Source organism: Clostridium acidisoli DSM 12555 (assembly GCF_900176305.1).
Taxonomy (GTDB): Bacteria; Bacillota; Clostridia; order Clostridiales; family Clostridiaceae; genus Clostridium_I; species Clostridium_I acidisoli.
Window position 1 is genome coordinate 1 of the sequence record NZ_FWXH01000011.1, and the last position, 17,728, is coordinate 17,728.

A 17,728-nucleotide genomic window follows, 5' to 3' on the forward strand; every position below is an offset into this window, starting at 1 on the left:
ATTAGTTCTTTAAGTTTTCGGTTTTCATCTTCCAATGCTTTTTCTTTAATACTTGATTTATAATCTTTAGGCTCTGTAGCATTAATTACACCAAGTTGATTCTTAAAGGTACATAGAGTGGATGATGTCAATTCATATTTCTTACAGACTTGAGCATGAGTTAAACCATTATTCAACTCATCAACAATCTTAATTTTATCTTCTAGTGTAAACTTTCTTCTAGCCATATTTCTAACCTCCATCGTATATTCTTATATTACCATGCTCGTTAGAAACTGTCGAAGACTGTTATGGGGTCAGAATGAAAGCAAAAAAACTATGTGTTAAGCTCGTTATAATATTAATAATTGTTGCCTTCTGTGTGCCATTACTAAATAGAATTATTTATGGAACTTTCAATGTATATGGCAATCCAAATAGACTTTATATCAATGGCGTGCGTTATACCACTAATGGTCATATATTAACTTTAAAAGATAAGCCTATGATTGAAATTTCTGGAACATTAGATAAACTTACCGGAAAAAGAGTTTATTCTACAGTTCCAAATTATTACAAGATTGGAAATTTAATTTATCTACATTTGTATGGAGATAAATATTTAGGCTATAGTTGGGGTGGAGGTCCATAATGAATTTTATTGTACACAGAACTTTTTCAAAGTAAGGAGTTAAAAGGTTTAGTCTCAACTTTTCAATATACCTCTCCCTCTTGTTTTGTCCATCTGAGTGCAAGTTTCACTTTATTATGTCTAACGAAAAATAGAAATACACTCCTTCTTCGTAATTCTTTACTCCAAAATCACTTTTATGAAGCATTAAAATATTTTTACTTATTGCAAGTCCAAGTCCAGTACCACCTAATTCTCTATTTCTTGACTTGTCGATTTTAAAAAACTTATCCCATATCTTAATTAAATTTTCTTCTTCAATATTTTTCCCAGAATTTTTAACAAACACATATGCCCTATCTACTTCCTTTTTCATTGAAACTTCTATGGTTCCATTTTCATTTGTATGCCTAATTGCATTTGTTATAAAATTTGTGAGTACTTGCTCTATTCTCATTGTGTCTCCAAACACAAGTGTGTCCTTAGCTAAATTTAATTGAACATCAATTTTTTTGTTATTAAAAATATTATAATATTTTTTTACAGTTACATTTATAAGCTTATCAATATAAAATTCTTCACTTTTAAGCTTAAAGTTTCCATTTTCAAGTTGGGCTAAGTCTAACATATCAGATACAAGAATCCCCATTTTTTTTGCTTCATCTATAATTACATCAAGATAATAATTTTTATCATCTTCTTCAAACACATCATCTTTAATTCCTTCTGCATAACCCTCTATTAAACTTATTGGAGTTTTAAGTTCATGAGAAATTCCACCTACAAACTCTCGTCTCATTTTTTCAACATTTCTTTCCTTCTCAATATCACTTTTTAATTTTAAGTTTGCCGATTTTAAGGACTTTAGAGCACCATCTAGATTCTCTGATAAAAAATTTAGAGTTGCTCCAAGACTACCTATCTCATCCTGACTATTAACTACATACTGTTCTGTAAAATCAAAATTTGACATTTTACTGGCAGTTTTATTTAACTTTATTAATGGCTTTGCTATCATATTTGAATATATTATTGATAATAATATTGTAATAATAAACGCCACTATATAAACATATATAAATATTTTTTGTATAACCACAGATGCCTCATTTACTGGTTGCAATGAAGAAACTACAAAAATCATTTCATTTTTCTTTTGGTTTGGTAATACACTTACTATGGTTTTCATATCAGATGTTTTCATATCTAACATTTCATTTTTAAATATATATGTCTTTATTTTCCCACTTCTTTTCAAATCTACAAAAGCACCGGGTGTAGCTAACAGCTCATTCAATGCATTTCTAATGATTCTTTCATTTAACGATTGCTCTCTTAAGTCGTTACTAGAAGCAAATTTTAAATAACCATTTTTATCTAAAATACCAATCCTACTATTGTTACTATCTTGAAAATCTACAATTAATTTAGAGACTGCTTCATCATTTGTAGCCTTATTGTAATCACTTTCAAAATTTTGTGCATTTTTTTCAAGCGTGTTCATCTTCCAACTAGTATAAAATTTTTGGAAGAATAAAGTTTCAAACACTAATATACATGTAGTAAATATCATAAAAAATATTAAACTTATTAAAAGAATCTTCATAGGTATACTTTTATTTATTCTGTTTATTTTTTTTATATTCATTTTTTTACCTCTAACTTATAACCACTTCCTCTTATTGTTGCTATCAGATATGCCTTATTAAGAAGTTTCTCTCGTAATCTTTTAACATGTGTATCTACAGTTCTTGCGTCCCCAAAATAATCCATCCCCCATACACCATCAAGAATTTTATCCCTACTTAAAGCTATACCTTTATTTCTAGCAAGATATAACAACAAATCATATTCTTTAGGTGACAAATATATTTCTTTATCATCTATTAAAACTTCATGACTCAACTCATCTATTATTAATCCATCCAAATTTGTTTTAGGACCATTATGAGTTTGATCTGGATAATATCTTTTTAATAAGGCTTTTACTTTAGCCATTAATACTTTAGGACTAAAAGGTTTGGTTATATAATCATCCGCACCTATTTCATATCCAAGTAATTTATCGTCTTCTTCACTTCTTGCTGTCAATATTATTACTGGCACATCTGAATTTCTTCTTATGTATTTACAAACATCAAAACCATCCATAAACGGCATCATTATATCTAAAATTACTAAACTTACCTTATTGGTATCAAAAATCTTAATTGCTTCCAAACCGTTTTTTGCCATTAATGTAGAGAATTTTTCCTTTCTAAGATAAGCTTCAATTAAATCTCTCATCCTTTCTTCATCTTCTACAACTAAAATACTTTCTTCCATAATCGGTTCTCCTTAACTCTTTAGGATTCTAATTGCTACCATTATATCACAATAAAGTGTTTCAAGTTAACTACACTTTGTTAGTTAATACATATTTAATTTATCTATGTTAATACTATACTTATTAAATAATTTTATTCACAATATAAAGAAATTCCGAATTTAATTATAATTTATTTAAAATGACTTAAATAATAAAAAGGAAGATGAAACAATGTCAAACATGTTCAAACTAAAAAAAGACCTATACATTTTATTTATAGCAGTAAGTTTTAGTATTTTTTCCTATTCTACTTGCTATGCAGAACCCTCTTCACAAGATTCAAATGAAAAGATTGTATATCTGACTTTTGACGATGGTCCTAGTGTTATAACTAATAGTCTACTTGATACCTTAAAAAAATGTAATGTTAAAGCTACCTTTTTTATAGTTGGAAAAGAAGTCGATGGAAGAGAAGACGTGCTTAAAAGAATCTATGATGAAGGTCATAGCATTGGGCTTCATACCTATTCACATGATTTTAAAAAAATTTATAAAAGTGACGATATATTCATAAATGAGATGCTTTTAGATCAAAAAAAGATTTTTGATATTATTGGATATTCTCCAAAAATAATTAGATTTCCAGGAGGTAGTTGTAAACATCTAAATAAAAATTCTCTAGAAAAAATCCATAAAAACAATTTAAAAATTTATGACTGGAATTCAAGTTTAGAAGATGGAGTTAATCCAAATCTTTCAGTGGATGCTTTAATAAAAAACGCAACGAAATGTAGATCTTGTGATTCTAAAATAATTCTACTTATGCATTGTAATTCAAACAATACAAATACCATAAAGGCATTACCTAGAATAGTTGAGTATTACAGATCTTCAGGCTATAAAATAAAGCCATTAACAGATTCAACACCTGAATACTATTATAAATTAAGAAAATAGCTACTGAATAAATCAGTAGCTATCTTAAAACTAATTAACTATCTTCTAAAACCTCTGTTGTTTTGAGATTTTCTTGCTTTTCTACATTCAGGACATCTTACAGGATCGTTTTCAAATCCTTTTTCTTTGTAAAATTCTTGTTCACCTTCAGTGAATACGAATTCTTTACCACAGTCTTTACATACAATTGTTCTATCTGCCATATCAAACATACCTCCTTCTTCAGAATTAGGGATCTAACAAATCATAAAGTACACTTCCTAATAAAGGAGAATGTTCGTTTAGTGATATTAAATCTCTCGATTACAGTTTAATTGTAGCATACATGCATATATAACACAAGAAAAAAATAATTTATTCTAGTACATTGATTTTTCTATAATATTTTAAAAATCTACAATATTTCCTCTATGATTCCCCCACCAATCAACAGATCGTCATCATAAAAAACTACAGATTGACCTTTGGTTATAGCTCTAACTTGATTGTCAAATACAACTTTTACTTTATCATCTCCATATGGATAAATAGTGGCTTCTGTAGCTTTTGCTGAATATCTTATTTTAGATAAAACTTTTAAAGGTTCGTTAAACTTATCAAATGGAATAAAATTCAAATTTCCTGCAATAAGTTGATTTTTAAATATGTCTTCTTCACTACCTAAAACAACTTCATTTCTATCAGGTATTATATCCTTAACAAATACTGGTTTTCCAAGTGCTATACCAAGCCCTTTTCTTTGTCCAATTGTATAATAAACCACTCCCTTATGCTTTCCAAGAACATTTCCTCTACTATCAACAAAATTTCCTGGTTTAACATTTTCAGGCCTTTCCCTTTTTATATATGATCCATGATCATTATCCGGTATAAAGCAAATTTCTTCGCTATCCTTTTTATTATGAACATTTAACCCTATTTCTTTTGCTATTTCCCTTATTCTATCTTTATTATAATCTCCACAAGGCATTAGAATATGTTTCAATTGATGTTGTGTCATATTATACAAAACATACGTCTGGTCCTTTTTATCATCTCTAGATCTTTTTAATAAATATCTGCCATTCTCTTCATAGATATTAGCATAATGACCTGTTGCAATATAATCTGCACCTAGTGTTTTTGCCTTTTTTAAAAATGCATCAAACTTTATAAATTTATTGCATGCTATACAAGGATTTGGTGTCTGCCCCATTAAATACTCATCTATAAATGGTTCTATTACTTTTTCCTTAAATACATCTTTAAAGTTCATCACATAAAATGGTATATCAAGTTTGTACGCAACTCTCCTAGCATCTTCTACTGAAGAAAGCGAACAACATCCACCTTCTCGCTCTTCAAATTGTTCATCCTCAGGCCATACTTGCATTGTTATTCCAATAACATCATATCCTTGTTCTTTTAAAAGATAAGCTGTTACAGAACTGTCAACTCCACCGCTCATTCCAACCACTACTTTTTTATTCATAAGTTCACCTTTTTAACCCTCTTTAATATTATTTATTATATCTTTTAGCATTGTTATTGTATAATTAATCTCTTCTTCAGTAGTCCATTTACCAAAACTAAATCGTATAGAGCTTTTTGCCTTTTTTTCGCTTAGTCCTAATGACATAAGAACATGAGATGGCTCAAGTGAACCTGCTGAACATGCGCTGCCAACTGAAGCACAAATACCACGCAAATCTAGTGCCATAAGCAAAGTTTCTGCTTCTACACCATTAAAACATATGTTTACATTACCAGGTAATCTATTATTCATATCACCATTAAGTTCAGTGTCCTTAATCTTTAAAACCTCTTGTATAAATCTGTCCCTAAGTCCTATTAATCTTATATTTTCATTAGGCATATCCAAATTTGATTTTTCAATTGCCTTTCCAAGTCCTACAATTGCAGCTGTATTTTCCGTACCTGCTCTCTTTGCTCTCTCTTGTTCTCCACCATGAAGATAGTTATCTATTTTTATGCCCTTTTTTATATACAATACACCAATTCCCTTTGGTCCATAAAATTTATGTGCTGACATAGATAACATATCAATTTTCAGTTCTTCCACATCAACTGGAACATGACCAATAGCTTGAACTGCATCTGTATGAAATACTATGTTGTTGTTTTTACAGATTTCTCCTATCTCTCTTATAGGCTCAATACTTCCAATTTCATTATTTGCAAACATAACAGAAACTAAAATTGTTTTAGTCGTAATAGCTCTTTTTATATATTCTAAATTTACTATACCATACTTGTCAACCGGGGCATATGTTATCTTAAATCCAAGTTTTTCTAGGTACCTACATGTATTTAATATTGCAGGATGTTCTATTGTTGAAGTTATTATATGATTACCTTTTTCTCTTTTAGCAATAGCTGTACCAATAAGTGCCCAATTATCACTTTCAGTTCCGCCACTTGTAAAAAACACTTCTTCTCTTTTACAATTTATAGCTTCTGATACTTTTCCTCTTGCTACATCTATTGCCATTTTTACTTCTTTAGAAAATTCTGACACTGATGAAGGGTTACCATAAAACTCAGAGAAATAAGGTTGCATTTCATCAAGAACTTCTTTGTCTATTGGTGTTGTAGCAGAATAATCTAAATATATAATTTTTTTATTTTCATTCATGTTTTCACTACCTTTTTCTTCTACTAAAATAAATAATTACGGCACAAATAAAATTTGTGCCGTAATTATACTATACCCTGCTTCTTTTAAAGAAGCAATATTATTTAAACTTTATTTTAATCAAAAACTGGTGTTGATAGATATCTCTGACCTGTATCAGGAAGTATTACAACTATGTTTTTACCTTTAAATTCTGGTCTTTTTGCAATCTGTATTGCCGCATAAGTTGCTGCTCCTGATGAAATTCCAACTAATAAACCTTCCACTCTTGCTAGTTTCTTAGTCACTTCAAAAGCATCTTCATTTTTTACAGGTACTATTTCATCAACTAAATCCATTTTTAGAACGTCTGGCACAAAACCTGCTCCTATACCTTGAAGTTTGTGTGGTCCCGGTTTTCCACCTTCTAAAACTGGTGAATCACTTGGCTCTACAGCAATTATCTTCACTTTAGGATTTCTTTCTTTCAATACCTTTGCTACACCTGTAAGTGTACCACCAGTACCAACACCTGCAATGAACACATCTACATTTCCATCAGTATCATTCCAAATTTCTTCTGCTGTAGTTTTTTCATGATACGCAGGATTGGATGGATTTTTAAATTGTTGTGGAATAAATGCATTTTTGTGCTCTTCAGCTAACTCTTCAGCTTTTTGTATAGCACCTTTCATTCCATCTGGTCCAGGAGTTAATACTAATTCTGCACCATAAGCCTTTAAAAGTTTTCTTCTTTCAATACTCATTGTTTCAGGCATTGTAAGAATAAGTTTATATCCTTTAGCTACAGCTACAAGTGCAAGACCTACTCCTGTATTACCGCTTGTTGGTTCAATTATAACTGTATCTTTGTTTATTAATCCCTTTTTTTCTGCATCTTCAATCATAGCAAGACCAATTCTGTCCTTTACACTTCCTGCTGGATTAAAATATTCTACCTTTGCAAGTATCTTAGCTTCTAATTTTTCAATTTCTTCATATTTAGAAAGTTCAACTAATGGAGTGTTACCGATTAACTCTGTAACATTTTTATATATTTTTGACATAAAACCACCTCATCATCTTTAAATATAATACATGAAAACATCATTTGCAAGAGTGTTATACTTCATTACTAAATCTTCTAAGGTAATAGAGTCCACAATATCGTTTATACTTTTATTGATTTTATTCCAAACATTATAATTAACACATTGATCCATTCTGTCTTCACTATTTTCATCTGCGTCAACTACACTTAAGTCACCCTCTAATGCTCTTAGAATATCGCCAACATAAATATCACTTGCGGAATTTCCTAAAATATATCCACCTTGAGATCCTTTTTTACCTTGAATGATACCCTTTTTTCTAAGTGAAGCAAAAATTTGCTCTAAGTATCCTTCTGATATATTTTGTCTTTCGCTTATGCTTTTTAGAGTAACACTGTCATTTACAGAATTTAAAGCCAAATCTATCATAGCCTTCAATCCATATCTACCTTTTGTGGAAATTTTCATTTGCTCACCTCTTAATTACTTAGTAATTCTATCTGTTTACTAAGATTATATTATTATTATCTTTATTTGTCAATGATTTTTTATTTTAATTTTCTTGAATTGTCTTTTCTTCTACATTATGCCCATAATCATCCTTTTTAACATTTCTCTTAAAAAGAACTGCTGCCACAACAGCAGTTATGGGTATTGTAAATATTAGTCCAATACTACCTGCAATTGAATTTAACACCGCAGATGCAATTGCATCTTGATCTAAAACCCTATACATTGGCAGATTATATGAATAAACTAACATTATGAGATACATAGAACCTCCTGCATAAGCAAGTATTAAAGTGTTAGCCATTGTTCCCATTATATCTCTACCTATATTCATTCCTGATTTAATAAGTTCCCCTATAGTGCTGCTTGGATTATTTTCTTCTACTTCATTTATAGATGATGCAATTGAAATACTAACATCCATTACCGCACCTAAAGCTCCCATTAAAATTCCTGCAAACATAAGTCCTCTGAAATTAAACTGTGCATTTTGAGCTATGTAAATTGTCATTTGTATTTCTTCATCAGTAAGTCCTGTAAGGTTCAATTTACTGCTAACATATATTCCTATGATTGCTGCTATTAAAACTCCACCAATTGTTCCTATTATAGCCGCTAATGTTTTTTTATTTTTGCCTCCGATTATAAGTAAGTTTATAATACTGATACCAATACATAATATTATTGAGGTACTAGTTGGATTAAAACCTGCTATTATAAGTGGAATTAATATTTTAAGTATAACTACTCCTGTTAAAAACAATGCCAATACGGACTTCAATCCTTTTATACCACCAACAACGCCTAGTAGCACTATAAATACTAATATTAATAAATATAAATATTCATATCTATCGAGTTCATATATGTATGCTGACTTAACAGTACCATTTGCATTTTCAGTTATATTAACAAGAACGTTATCTCCTTTATTTGCGGTTGTCTCACGATATGTTTTGTCGTTAATAAGATTATCCAAAGTCAAAATTTCGCCTTTATGATCTCCTGAAGTAATCTTAACCTTTACTTTACCGTGACTAATTCCATTTTTAGTTTTGCTAGAACTTGAATTGGTTCCTTCCGATATTATTTTACCATGAATGGGTTGGCTTTCATCATTGCTATTGATAAAACCTTTAAGACTAAAAGCTAGGACTATTAATATTAAAACCACTGCTGTAATAATAATTTCTTTCTTTTTTTTATTCACGTTCTTCACCTCTGTAAAATACATCCCCTTAATAATAGTACGGTAGCAAAACAAATTAATCAATACATATTAAAATAATTCATATTAAGTTAACTATACAGACTTGTTTAGTGCACGTATTGTATTTATATATGAATTTGAACTATAATAATATTTGTCTTATTAACCATTAAGGAGAGATTTAAATGAGTAAAGTACAATTTAAAGGCGGAGCAATGTTAAACCCAGTTCCTGTAGTTTTAGTCACTTCCAAAAATTCGCAAGGTAATATAAACGTCTTCACTGTTGCTTGGGCTGGAACTGCATGCACAAAACCTCCAATGTTAACTATTGCAGTTAGACCACAAAGACTATCCTATGATTATATAAAAGATACCATGGAATTTGTAGTTAACCTGCCTTCAGAAGCACTAACAAAAAAGGTTGATTTCTGCGGTGTAAAATCAGGAAAAACCGTAGATAAAATAAAAGAGATGGGTTTTACTCTATCACCTAGTTCTGTAATAGATTGCCCCATAATTGAGGATTGCCCCATTTCCTTAGAATGTAAGGTTAAAAGTATAACACCGCTTGGAACTCACCACTTGTTTTTAGCTGAGATTGTACAAGTACATGTTGATGAAAACCTAATAGATAAAAATGGAAAAATTCATTTTGAAAATGGTAATCTTATTCATTACTGCCATGGTGAATATTATCCAATGATTAAACACTCTATAGGTAAATTTGGATTTTCAGTAAAAAAACATAAAAAAAGCTAACCAAAGATTCTTCTGTAATAACCAGAAGAATCTCTCTTATATTTGCTTATCTTCGTCTTCTGTAGTCTTTTTTTCTTGAAATATTCTTTTGTCAACATCCCAGTCAGTATCTTCTGCTTCTTTTTTAGTCATTTCGTACATCTTCACCGTTAATTTTGCAATTTCACCCCATGTAAACTTGTCTTCAACTAACCTTTGTGCATTACTGATAACATAACTTGAAAGTTCATCATCCTTTAACAGCTCTACTACATTGTCAGTAAGACTTTGCACTAAACCATTAAGCATCTTCATCCCCGTATATTTATGTTGTACAATTTCTCCTAGACCACCTGTATCAGAAACTACTACAGGACATCCTGCCGCCATAGCTTCTAATGCCACTATTCCAAAAGGTTCATATAGCGATGGAAATACAGCTACATTTGCAACTTTATACAATCTGTTTTTATCATAGTCATCCATATACCCTACAAATTGAATTTTATTTCTAAGACCCATTTCTTTAGTTTTAGCCTTTAATTCTTCAGTCATAGGACCTTGTCCTGCTATAACAAATTTTGCTTTTTCATACCTAGATATTATTTGTGGCGCTGCATCTATTAGTAACTGTATTCCTTTTTCAAAAACATGCCTTCCAATAAAAAATATTATTTTTTCATCATCCAATGCATATTGCCTTCTAAATGAAGAAAGATTAAAATCAAAATCATAAGCCTTTGCATTGACACCGTTCGGAATTACCCATACCTTTTCTTCTGAAACATTAAAGGTACTAACAATTTGATTTTTCATATAGTTACTGCATGCAATAATTTTCCAAGATTCATAACTTAAAAGCCATTCAGTTGAGGATATATATTGTTGCATGTCTGTTCTTATTCCATTATTTCTTCCCTGCTCTGTGGCATGAATAGTAGATACCATAGGTACATTAAATGACCATTTCATAGCTTTTGCAGCATATGCTGAAAGCCAATCATGTGCATGAATAATGTCTATTTTACCTAACTTTCTTATAATTCTAATACATTCTTCTATCATTGAAAAATTAAGCTGCATTACCCACTTTGTAAAATCCTCAGTTTCTATTCTATAGGGAGTTATTCTGTGCACAAAAACTCCCTTGTCATTTTCTTCAACTGGTGCCGTACCATCTTCACACGTTATCACATGTACTTCGTTTCCTATTAGTGTTAATGATCTACACAAATTGTACACATGATTAGACAATCCCCCTATATTTTTAGGTGGATATTCCCACGAAAGCATTACTATTCTCATAATAAAACACCCCTTTAAAGTAAATTAAAAATTTCTACCTTTGCGCATGTTTCTTTTTCGTAATCAACATCATCATAACCAAATCCAAATAGCTTAAAAAAATCCTCTCTGAATACATTAATATTAGTAATTTTTTCAACATTGTCCGTTGTTACTTCCTGCCATAATTTTTTAATTTCTTTTTGAACATCTTCTCTCATTTCTCTGTCATCTATTCTTATTCTGCCGCTACTATCTATATTCATCTTGCCCTCATCAAATTGTGAAAACAATCTATGTATCTGCTTAGTTGCGTCTTCGTCTAGTCCCTTTTCTTTCATTACTTTATCAAGTAATGATATATAAAGTGGAACTACAGGTATTGCTGAACTTGATTGTGTTACTAATGCCTTATTTACAGAGATATAAGCATTTCCACCAATTTGCTTTAACTTCAAATTTATATCCAAAGATGAATTTTCCAGATCTTCTTTTGCCACTCCAATGGTTCCACTTCTATATATAGGGTATGTTATTTCTGGTCCAATATAAGAATACGCAATTGTGCATGCCCCTTGTTCAAGAACATCTGCTTTAAGAAGTTGATCTATCCAAATACTCCAATCCTCTCCACCCATAACATTAATGGTTTGTTGTATTTCATCTTTAGTAGCAGGTCCAATCTCAGTATCAAACACTTCAAATGTATGAAAATCTACAGATTTATTTTTAAACGGCTCTCCAATAGGTTTAAGTACAGAATAAGATACTTCTCCAGTTATTGGATGTTTTCTTCTTGGTGAAGCAATACTATAAATGACAAGATCAACTTTTTTAAGATCTTTTTTTATAAGTTCAATTGTCTTTTCTTTAATTTTATTTGAAAAGGCATCTCCATTTATGGTTTTTGCATAATGCTTATCTTTTATAGCACTTTTTTCAAATGCGGCTGTGTTGTACCATCCAGCTGTGCCTGTTTTACTATCAGTGCCTTGTCTATCAAAAATGACGCCAATAGTACTTGCGCCCCAACCAAACGTTGACACTATCCTTGATGATAATCCATACCCTGTGGATGCTCCTATTATAAGTATCCTTTTAAATTTACTACTCACCTTGTTTTCTTTTATATATTCTATCTGCATGTCAACATTTTTTTTACACCCTTCTGGATGAGCAGTCACACAAATAAAATCTCTAAATTTCGGCTTAATCAACATTTTCATCACCTCTTAAATAAGAATATTAATAGTGAAAAATTGCGAAAGTAGAAAAATCCACTTCGCAATTTTAACTAAAAATCTATACTTTTACTTTTTATTTAACATTTCACCTATAGCCGCAATGCTGCCTAATGAAGAAAGTGTTTCATTTGGAAGTATAAGCTTATTAGCTGGATTTTTAGCCATTTCCTTTAGTGCATCAACTTGTTTTAATGCTATAACAGTTTCATTTGTTCCAGATTCTAAAATAGCTTTATTAACCTTTAATATAGCCTTTGACTCTGCTTCTGCTATTGCTTCAATTGCCTTTGCTTTACCTTCAGCTTCAAGTAATTGTGATTCCTTTAAACCTTCTGCTCTTCTAATATTAGATTGCTTATCAGCTTCGGCTTGAAGTATTACTGCCTGCTTTTCTCCTTCTGCTTTAGTAATAGCACTTTGTCTTTCTCCCTCTGCTTGTAATATTTTTGCCCTTTTTTCTCTTTCTGCCTTCATCTGAGTTTCCATACTAATTCTAATGTCTTCAGGTGGTATTATGTTTTTGATTTCAACTGATAATATTTCTATTCCAAATTTTGATGTTACTTCTTCAACATTTTTTAATATTTCTTTATTAATTTCATGTCTTTTTGATAATATCTCATCTAGAGTCATTGATCCTACTGCATTTCTCATTTGAATAGTTGCAGTATACACAATACCTGCTTTAAAATTCTCGATATTATAAACTGCATCTCTTGAATTCTTTACAACGTACGAACATACATTATCTATTGATATCTTTACATTATCTAACGTAATAACAGACTGAGGTTCAATATCAATATATGCAATTTTCATTGATACCCTTCTTCTAACATAGTCTACAAAAGGGATAATAAAATGCCAACCTGGTTCAAGAGTTTTCCTATATTCACCAAACCTTTCAACAACAAAAAGATATCCTGTGCTTACAACCCTTATGCTGGAGACTATAAAAATTAATACTACAACTATAACAACAATTAATACTATTATTCCCATACAACTCACTCCTTATTTATTTTTAGATTTTATCTTATTTTATCATAATTTCCTATTTTTTTCTATGAATCTATTTATATTCAAAGCTAACCGTAAAATCCCCCACCTGAATGCAAGTTTAAGTTTATTTATAACTCTTTGTTGAATATAATAAGCACTTTATGCTAATCTATTATAAAGATGGATTTGTTACGTAATATAAAGAAATTGCGAAGTACCCTGTTAAAGATTTTTACTCTACTACGTGAATAAAAAGGTGAAAGATTGCCAGAGGCTTTCTTTAATCTTTTTATCTAGCTTTAGCTATGATAAAATTCTTTAGTTTTTGCTTCGCAATGTATAACTATTATTCATCTACCTATTACAAATGTATATTAATATTAACATATATAAAGAACTGGAGTGAAAAATATGATAGACTCATTTATAAAAGTATCAGCAGCATGTCCAAAAACTAAAGTAGCCGATATAGATTTCAACTTAATTAATATAGAAAAGTGCATAGATGCTGCTTTAAATGAAAGTTCAAAATTTATAGTTTTTCCTGAACTTTCAATCACATCTTACACATGTTCTGATTTATTTCATCAACAAATATTAATAGAAAAAGCTTATATTGCCTTAGAATCCCTTTGTCACTTCTCGGAAAACAAAGATATATTAATTGCATTAGGTGCTCCTTTATTAGAAAATTATAGTTTATACAATTGTGCATATATAATATTTAATGGAAAAATACTTGGTATTGTTCCAAAAAGCTTCTTGCCTAATTATTCAGAGTTTTATGAAAAGAGATGGTTTACTGAAGGTATTGGTATGGTAGATAAGACCATAGATTTGTATTTTCAAAAAGAAATACCTTTTGGTACTGATTTAATTTTTAAAGCTGGAAAATTTAAAGTTGGAATTGAAATTTGTGAAGATTTATGGGTTACAATCCCACCAAGTTCTTATTTAAGTTTATCTGGTGCTAATGTAATTGGTAATCTTTCAGCTTCAAACGAGACTGTAAGCAAAGCTGATTACAGAAAAGCTTTAGTTTCAAATCAAAGTGCTAGATGTATATCTTCCTATGTATATTCATCAGCTGGAGTTAGTGAGTCCTCCACAGATTTGCTTTTCAGTGGTCACCTGTTAATTGCTGAAAATGGATCAATAAGATATGAAAATGAAAGATTTCAAAGAGAAAATGATGTTATTACAACTATTATAGATCTTGATAAATTAGATAATGAACGATCAAAAAATATAAGTTTTAGAGATAACACAAAATTGTGTCCTTATAAGACAAGATTTATAAATTTCCATTTTAATGATGTTAACATTGGAGAATTTAATGTGGAAATTGATAAACATCCTTTTGTTCCTTCAAACAAGGCTGAAAGAGATTATAGATGTAAGGAGATTTTTAACATTCAATCTTCAGCTCTTGCAAAAAGATTTGAGCACACTGGTTTAAAAAAAGCAGTTATCGGTATTTCTGGAGGTCTCGATTCAACTCTAGCTCTTCTAGTTATAATAAAAACATTTGATCTTTTAAATATACCTAGAAAAAATATCATAACCGTAACTATGCCTGGTTTTGGAACTACGGATAGAACATATACAAATGCCATAAGTCTTTGTAAAAATTTGTCCACTGATTTGCGTGAGATTAACATTGTTAATGCCTGTCTTCAACATTTTAAGGACATTGGTCATCCAGTAGATAAACATGATGTTACTTACGAAAATGTTCAAGCAAGAGAAAGAACTCAGATACTTATGGATATAGCAAATAAAGAAGGTGGTCTTCTAGTGGGAACTGGCGATTTATCTGAGCTTGCACTAGGTTGGTGTACATACAATGGGGATCATATGTCTATGTACTCAGTAAATTGTTCTATACCGAAAACCTTAGTTAAATATCTAGTTAAATACGTTGCTGATAAAGAGGCAGATAAAGTCACCTCTGAAACTTTAATTGACATACTAAATACACCAATTAGTCCCGAACTTTTACCAAAAGATAAAGAAGGGAACATAGCTCAAAAAACAGAAGATTTAGTTGGCCCATATGAACTTCATGATTTCTTTCTCTATTACTTTATGAGACATGGTGCTAAAAAAGAAAAAATACTGTATCTCTCAAAAATAGCTTTTAAAGGTGTGTATAGCGATGAAACCATTTCAAAATGGCTAGACAAATTTATTAAAAGATTTTTCATGCAACAGTTTAAGCGTTCAGCATTACCTGATGGTCCAAAGGTTGGTTCTGTAAGCCTTTCTCCAAGGGGTGACTGGAGAATGCCATCTGATGCTTCTTTTAATTCTTGGATCTAGAAATGAAGTTTATATTCATTGCATTAAGAGATTGCGAAGTATTGACTAAAGAATTTTTATCTTATACGTGAGAAAAGTAGTAAAATTAATTTATACATCTTAGTATTTAAAGATAACTCAAATATGTATTTTAACCGCAGGTTGTGTTTTTACGCGTAGCCTGCGGTGTTAATATTATGGTTAATATTGTAATAAATACTTATGCATTGAACACCACGACCTTCGGTGAAAAAAATCAAGTATAATATACTTCAGTTACTTCGCAATTTATAACTACTATGACTAATCTTATTATTTATATATATCCACAATTAGCCCTGAAATTTCATCTATTGTTGCGGCTACATTTATCTTTTCCTTTTCATCACTTAATAGCATTTTTGTAAGTTCGTCAAGCTTATTATCAATTACATCAACTGTTATAAAATATTGAGTCTGCCAAAAGCTTACATCCTTTTTAACTGAATACATGTTTTGCAAAACTGATGTAAGGTATTCTTTTATCATACTTTTATATGCCTTAACATCTGCGTAACATTTAGTTATTGAAAGTCTATTACCTCTTTTTTTAATTTTATCCTGCATTTGTTTTAACTGCTCATCGGATTTTTGTTCTCTAGCAAAATTAAAACTTTGAGAGAAGTCCTTCTTTATAGCATTTTGCTTTTTTTCCCTTGTAACTGGCGAACTATTACTCAGCCTAGATATCTCCATAAATTCCACCTCTCAAATCATTATCGGTTATTCCCAATTACATTGCAACAAGATATCAACAAATTTTCTAAAGTACTCTTCTTCTAACTCCTTAAACCTGCCTACAGTAGGACTGTCAATATCTAATACTCCTTTTAAATTTCCATTAACTATTATAGGCACTACAATTTCAGAATTACTAGCACTATCGCAGGCTATATGTCCTTCAAAGTCATGTACATTTTCAATCCTCATAACCTTTTTACTTTCAGCTGCAGTTCCACAAACACCTTTGCCTAATTTTATTCTGTTGCAAGCTGGTCGTCCTTGAAATGGTCCTAATACTAGCTCATCTCTATAAGTCAAATAAAATCCAGCCCAATTTATATCATCTACCATTGCTTTTATTATTGCAGAGGCATTGCTCAAATTAGCTATTAAATTTTCCTCATCGCTTATTTGTCCTTTTAACATAAGTAGCATAGTATCATAATTATCAATTACATTTTCGCTTTTAAAGTTATTTTCAGCCATAATTTACCTCATTATTATTAAAATTTTCTTTAACAACATACTATCACAAATATTCTATAGAGGACAATACTTAGTGGCATTATTAATATTCCTTACTTATCTCTATATAATGTTTTGCACTTTCTTTTATTTCTTGTTTTTCTTCTTCAGTAAGATTTCTGATAACTTTTGCAGGTCTTCCCATACAAAGTACTCCAGATGGTATTTTTTTATTTTCAGTAACAAGGCTTCCTGCACCTATAAGAGTACCTTCACCTATTTCTGCATTATCAAGTATTGTACTTCCCATACCTATAAGTGAATTATCTCCAATCTTACAGCCATGTAATATGGACCCGTGACCAACAGTTACATACTTTCCTATTTTTATTTGGTTTTCATACTGACTTACATGCAAAACACAATTATCTTGAACATTACTACCTTCACCAATATATATCTTGTTAACATCACCTCTTATTACAGCTCCAAACCAGACACTACATTCTTTTTCTATAAAAACCTGTCCAATAATATCTGCGTCCTTTGCAATAAAGGCCTTACTATCTATTTTAGGCTCACTTCCACGAAATTTATATATCAAATTTATCATCTACCTTTCATATATAACAACGTTTTATGTTTCTCACTTATATCTATAATAAGATT

19 protein-coding genes are annotated in these 17,728 nt (G+C 30.4%); 4 read left to right on the forward strand and 15 right to left on the reverse strand.

Going from position 1 to position 17,728, the window contains the following annotated elements; genetic code table 11:
* Positions 1–227: transposase (locus tag B8978_RS12805; protein ID WP_084116440.1), on the reverse strand; the 227-nt coding region annotated here is incomplete at its 3' end.
* Between the two features lie 74 nt (positions 228–301).
* On the opposite strand from B8978_RS12805, the gene B8978_RS12810 reads away from it, so the two are divergent.
* On the forward strand, positions 302–631 hold the full coding sequence (locus tag B8978_RS12810) for a hypothetical protein (RefSeq protein ID WP_084116441.1): 330 nt from the start codon (positions 302–304) through the stop codon (positions 629–631).
* Positions 632–737: 106 nt separating this feature from the next.
* Here the strand turns inward: B8978_RS12810 and B8978_RS12815 are convergent, their stop codons facing one another.
* Positions 738–2,258 (reverse strand): sensor histidine kinase, encoded by a 1,521-nt coding sequence (locus B8978_RS12815; RefSeq protein WP_084116442.1) that lies wholly within the window; start codon positions 2,256–2,258, stop codon positions 738–740.
* Entirely contained in the window at positions 2,255–2,935 is a 681-nt protein-coding gene (locus B8978_RS12820) for a response regulator transcription factor (protein ID WP_084116443.1), read from the reverse strand. The genes B8978_RS12815 and B8978_RS12820 overlap by 4 nt, the downstream gene beginning before the upstream one ends.
* Before the next feature lie 214 nt (positions 2,936–3,149).
* Between B8978_RS12820 and B8978_RS12825 the strand changes: the two genes are divergently transcribed.
* Positions 3,150–3,875 carry a polysaccharide deacetylase family protein gene (locus B8978_RS12825; RefSeq protein ID WP_423236722.1) on the forward strand — a complete coding sequence of 242 codons (726 nt, stop codon included), beginning with the start codon at positions 3,150–3,152 and terminating at the stop codon, positions 3,873–3,875.
* 38 nt (positions 3,876–3,913) lie between these two features.
* Here B8978_RS12825 and B8978_RS12830 read toward each other — a convergent pair whose 3' ends face one another.
* The 6 genes from B8978_RS12830 to B8978_RS12855 all read right to left on the reverse strand — a co-directional run bounded on the left by B8978_RS12830 (position 3,914) and on the right by B8978_RS12855 (position 9,285).
* On the reverse strand, positions 3,914–4,078 hold the full coding sequence (locus B8978_RS12830; protein ID WP_084116444.1) for a zinc-ribbon domain-containing protein: 165 nt from the start codon (positions 4,076–4,078) through the stop codon (positions 3,914–3,916).
* Positions 4,079–4,269: 191 nt separating this feature from the next.
* Entirely contained in the window at positions 4,270–5,346 is a 1,077-nt protein-coding gene (gene mnmA, locus B8978_RS12835; RefSeq protein WP_084116445.1) for a tRNA 2-thiouridine(34) synthase MnmA, read from the reverse strand.
* Positions 5,347–5,358: 12 nt separating this feature from the next.
* Complete coding sequence (gene nifS / locus B8978_RS12840) at positions 5,359–6,510, reverse strand: cysteine desulfurase NifS (RefSeq protein WP_084116446.1); 1,152 nt, start codon at positions 6,508–6,510, stop codon at positions 5,359–5,361.
* 116 nt (positions 6,511–6,626) lie between these two features.
* Positions 6,627–7,556 (reverse strand): cysteine synthase A, encoded by a 930-nt coding sequence (gene cysK, locus B8978_RS12845; protein WP_084116447.1) that lies wholly within the window; start codon positions 7,554–7,556, stop codon positions 6,627–6,629.
* 18 nt (positions 7,557–7,574) lie between these two features.
* Positions 7,575–8,009 (reverse strand): RrF2 family transcriptional regulator, encoded by a 435-nt coding sequence (locus B8978_RS12850; protein ID WP_084116448.1) that lies wholly within the window; start codon positions 8,007–8,009, stop codon positions 7,575–7,577.
* A gap of 85 nt (positions 8,010–8,094) precedes the next feature.
* Positions 8,095–9,285, reverse strand: coding sequence for a YibE/F family protein (locus B8978_RS12855; protein WP_084116449.1), 1,191 nt, complete (start codon positions 9,283–9,285; stop codon positions 8,095–8,097).
* 161 nt (positions 9,286–9,446) lie between these two features.
* Here B8978_RS12855 and B8978_RS12860 point away from each other — a divergent pair, with 161 nt between their 5' ends.
* Positions 9,447–10,022, forward strand: a complete 576-nt coding sequence (locus tag B8978_RS12860; protein ID WP_084116450.1) for a flavin reductase family protein — start codon at positions 9,447–9,449, stop codon at positions 10,020–10,022.
* Between the two features lie 36 nt (positions 10,023–10,058).
* On the opposite strand, the gene B8978_RS12865 is transcribed toward B8978_RS12860, so the two are convergent.
* The 3 genes from B8978_RS12865 to B8978_RS12875 all read right to left on the reverse strand — a co-directional run bounded on the left by B8978_RS12865 (position 10,059) and on the right by B8978_RS12875 (position 13,531).
* On the reverse strand, positions 10,059–11,306 hold the full coding sequence (locus tag B8978_RS12865; protein WP_084116451.1) for a glycosyltransferase family 4 protein: 1,248 nt from the start codon (positions 11,304–11,306) through the stop codon (positions 10,059–10,061).
* Between the two features lie 14 nt (positions 11,307–11,320).
* Positions 11,321–12,505 carry an enoyl-ACP reductase FabV gene (gene fabV / locus B8978_RS12870; RefSeq protein ID WP_084116452.1) on the reverse strand — a complete coding sequence of 395 codons (1,185 nt, stop codon included), beginning with the start codon at positions 12,503–12,505 and terminating at the stop codon, positions 11,321–11,323.
* Positions 12,506–12,595: 90 nt separating this feature from the next.
* Complete coding sequence (locus B8978_RS12875; RefSeq protein WP_084116453.1) at positions 12,596–13,531, reverse strand: SPFH domain-containing protein; 936 nt, start codon at positions 13,529–13,531, stop codon at positions 12,596–12,598.
* A gap of 411 nt (positions 13,532–13,942) precedes the next feature.
* On the opposite strand from B8978_RS12875, the gene B8978_RS12880 reads away from it, so the two are divergent.
* Positions 13,943–15,853 carry an NAD(+) synthase gene (locus B8978_RS12880; protein ID WP_084116454.1) on the forward strand — a complete coding sequence of 637 codons (1,911 nt, stop codon included), beginning with the start codon at positions 13,943–13,945 and terminating at the stop codon, positions 15,851–15,853.
* 291 nt (positions 15,854–16,144) lie between these two features.
* On the opposite strand, the gene B8978_RS12885 is transcribed toward B8978_RS12880, so the two are convergent.
* The 3 genes from B8978_RS12885 to B8978_RS12895 form a co-directional block, all read right to left on the reverse strand.
* Positions 16,145–16,567 (reverse strand): YaaR family protein, encoded by a 423-nt coding sequence (locus B8978_RS12885; RefSeq protein ID WP_084116455.1) that lies wholly within the window; start codon positions 16,565–16,567, stop codon positions 16,145–16,147.
* A gap of 27 nt (positions 16,568–16,594) precedes the next feature.
* Positions 16,595–17,083, reverse strand: a complete 489-nt coding sequence (locus B8978_RS12890) for a GAF domain-containing protein (protein WP_423236724.1) — start codon at positions 17,081–17,083, stop codon at positions 16,595–16,597.
* 79 nt (positions 17,084–17,162) lie between these two features.
* Complete coding sequence (locus B8978_RS12895; RefSeq protein WP_084116457.1) at positions 17,163–17,663, reverse strand: gamma carbonic anhydrase family protein; 501 nt, start codon at positions 17,661–17,663, stop codon at positions 17,163–17,165.
* Between the last annotated feature and the right edge of the window lie 65 nt (positions 17,664–17,728).

What these genes read in the sequence shown, in the direction of transcription:
- B8978_RS12810 (WP_084116441.1), top strand. Translation starts at nt 302, where the DNA reads ATGAAAGCAAAAAAACTATGTGTTAAGCTCGTTATAATATTAATAATT.
- B8978_RS12815 (WP_084116442.1), bottom strand. Translation starts at nt 2,258, where the DNA reads ATGAATATAAAAAAAATAAACAGAATAAATAAAAGTATACCTATGAAG.
- B8978_RS12820 (WP_084116443.1), bottom strand. Translation starts at nt 2,935, where the DNA reads ATGGAAGAAAGTATTTTAGTTGTAGAAGATGAAGAAAGGATGAGAGAT.
- B8978_RS12825 (WP_423236722.1), top strand. Translation starts at nt 3,150, where the DNA reads ATGTCAAACATGTTCAAACTAAAAAAAGACCTATACATTTTATTTATA.
- B8978_RS12830 (WP_084116444.1), bottom strand. Translation starts at nt 4,078, where the DNA reads ATGGCAGATAGAACAATTGTATGTAAAGACTGTGGTAAAGAATTCGTA.
- mnmA (WP_084116445.1), bottom strand. Translation starts at nt 5,346, where the DNA reads ATGAATAAAAAAGTAGTGGTTGGAATGAGCGGTGGAGTTGACAGTTCT.
- nifS (WP_084116446.1), bottom strand. Translation starts at nt 6,510, where the DNA reads ATGAATGAAAATAAAAAAATTATATATTTAGATTATTCTGCTACAACA.
- cysK (WP_084116447.1), bottom strand. Translation starts at nt 7,556, where the DNA reads ATGTCAAAAATATATAAAAATGTTACAGAGTTAATCGGTAACACTCCA.
- B8978_RS12850 (WP_084116448.1), bottom strand. Translation starts at nt 8,009, where the DNA reads ATGAAAATTTCCACAAAAGGTAGATATGGATTGAAGGCTATGATAGAT.
- B8978_RS12855 (WP_084116449.1), bottom strand. Translation starts at nt 9,285, where the DNA reads ATGTATTTTACAGAGGTGAAGAACGTGAATAAAAAAAAGAAAGAAATT.
- B8978_RS12860 (WP_084116450.1), top strand. Translation starts at nt 9,447, where the DNA reads ATGAGTAAAGTACAATTTAAAGGCGGAGCAATGTTAAACCCAGTTCCT.
- B8978_RS12865 (WP_084116451.1), bottom strand. Translation starts at nt 11,306, where the DNA reads ATGAGAATAGTAATGCTTTCGTGGGAATATCCACCTAAAAATATAGGG.
- fabV (WP_084116452.1), bottom strand. Translation starts at nt 12,505, where the DNA reads ATGTTGATTAAGCCGAAATTTAGAGATTTTATTTGTGTGACTGCTCAT.
- B8978_RS12875 (WP_084116453.1), bottom strand. Translation starts at nt 13,531, where the DNA reads ATGGGAATAATAGTATTAATTGTTGTTATAGTTGTAGTATTAATTTTT.
- B8978_RS12880 (WP_084116454.1), top strand. Translation starts at nt 13,943, where the DNA reads ATGATAGACTCATTTATAAAAGTATCAGCAGCATGTCCAAAAACTAAA.
- B8978_RS12885 (WP_084116455.1), bottom strand. Translation starts at nt 16,567, where the DNA reads ATGGAGATATCTAGGCTGAGTAATAGTTCGCCAGTTACAAGGGAAAAA.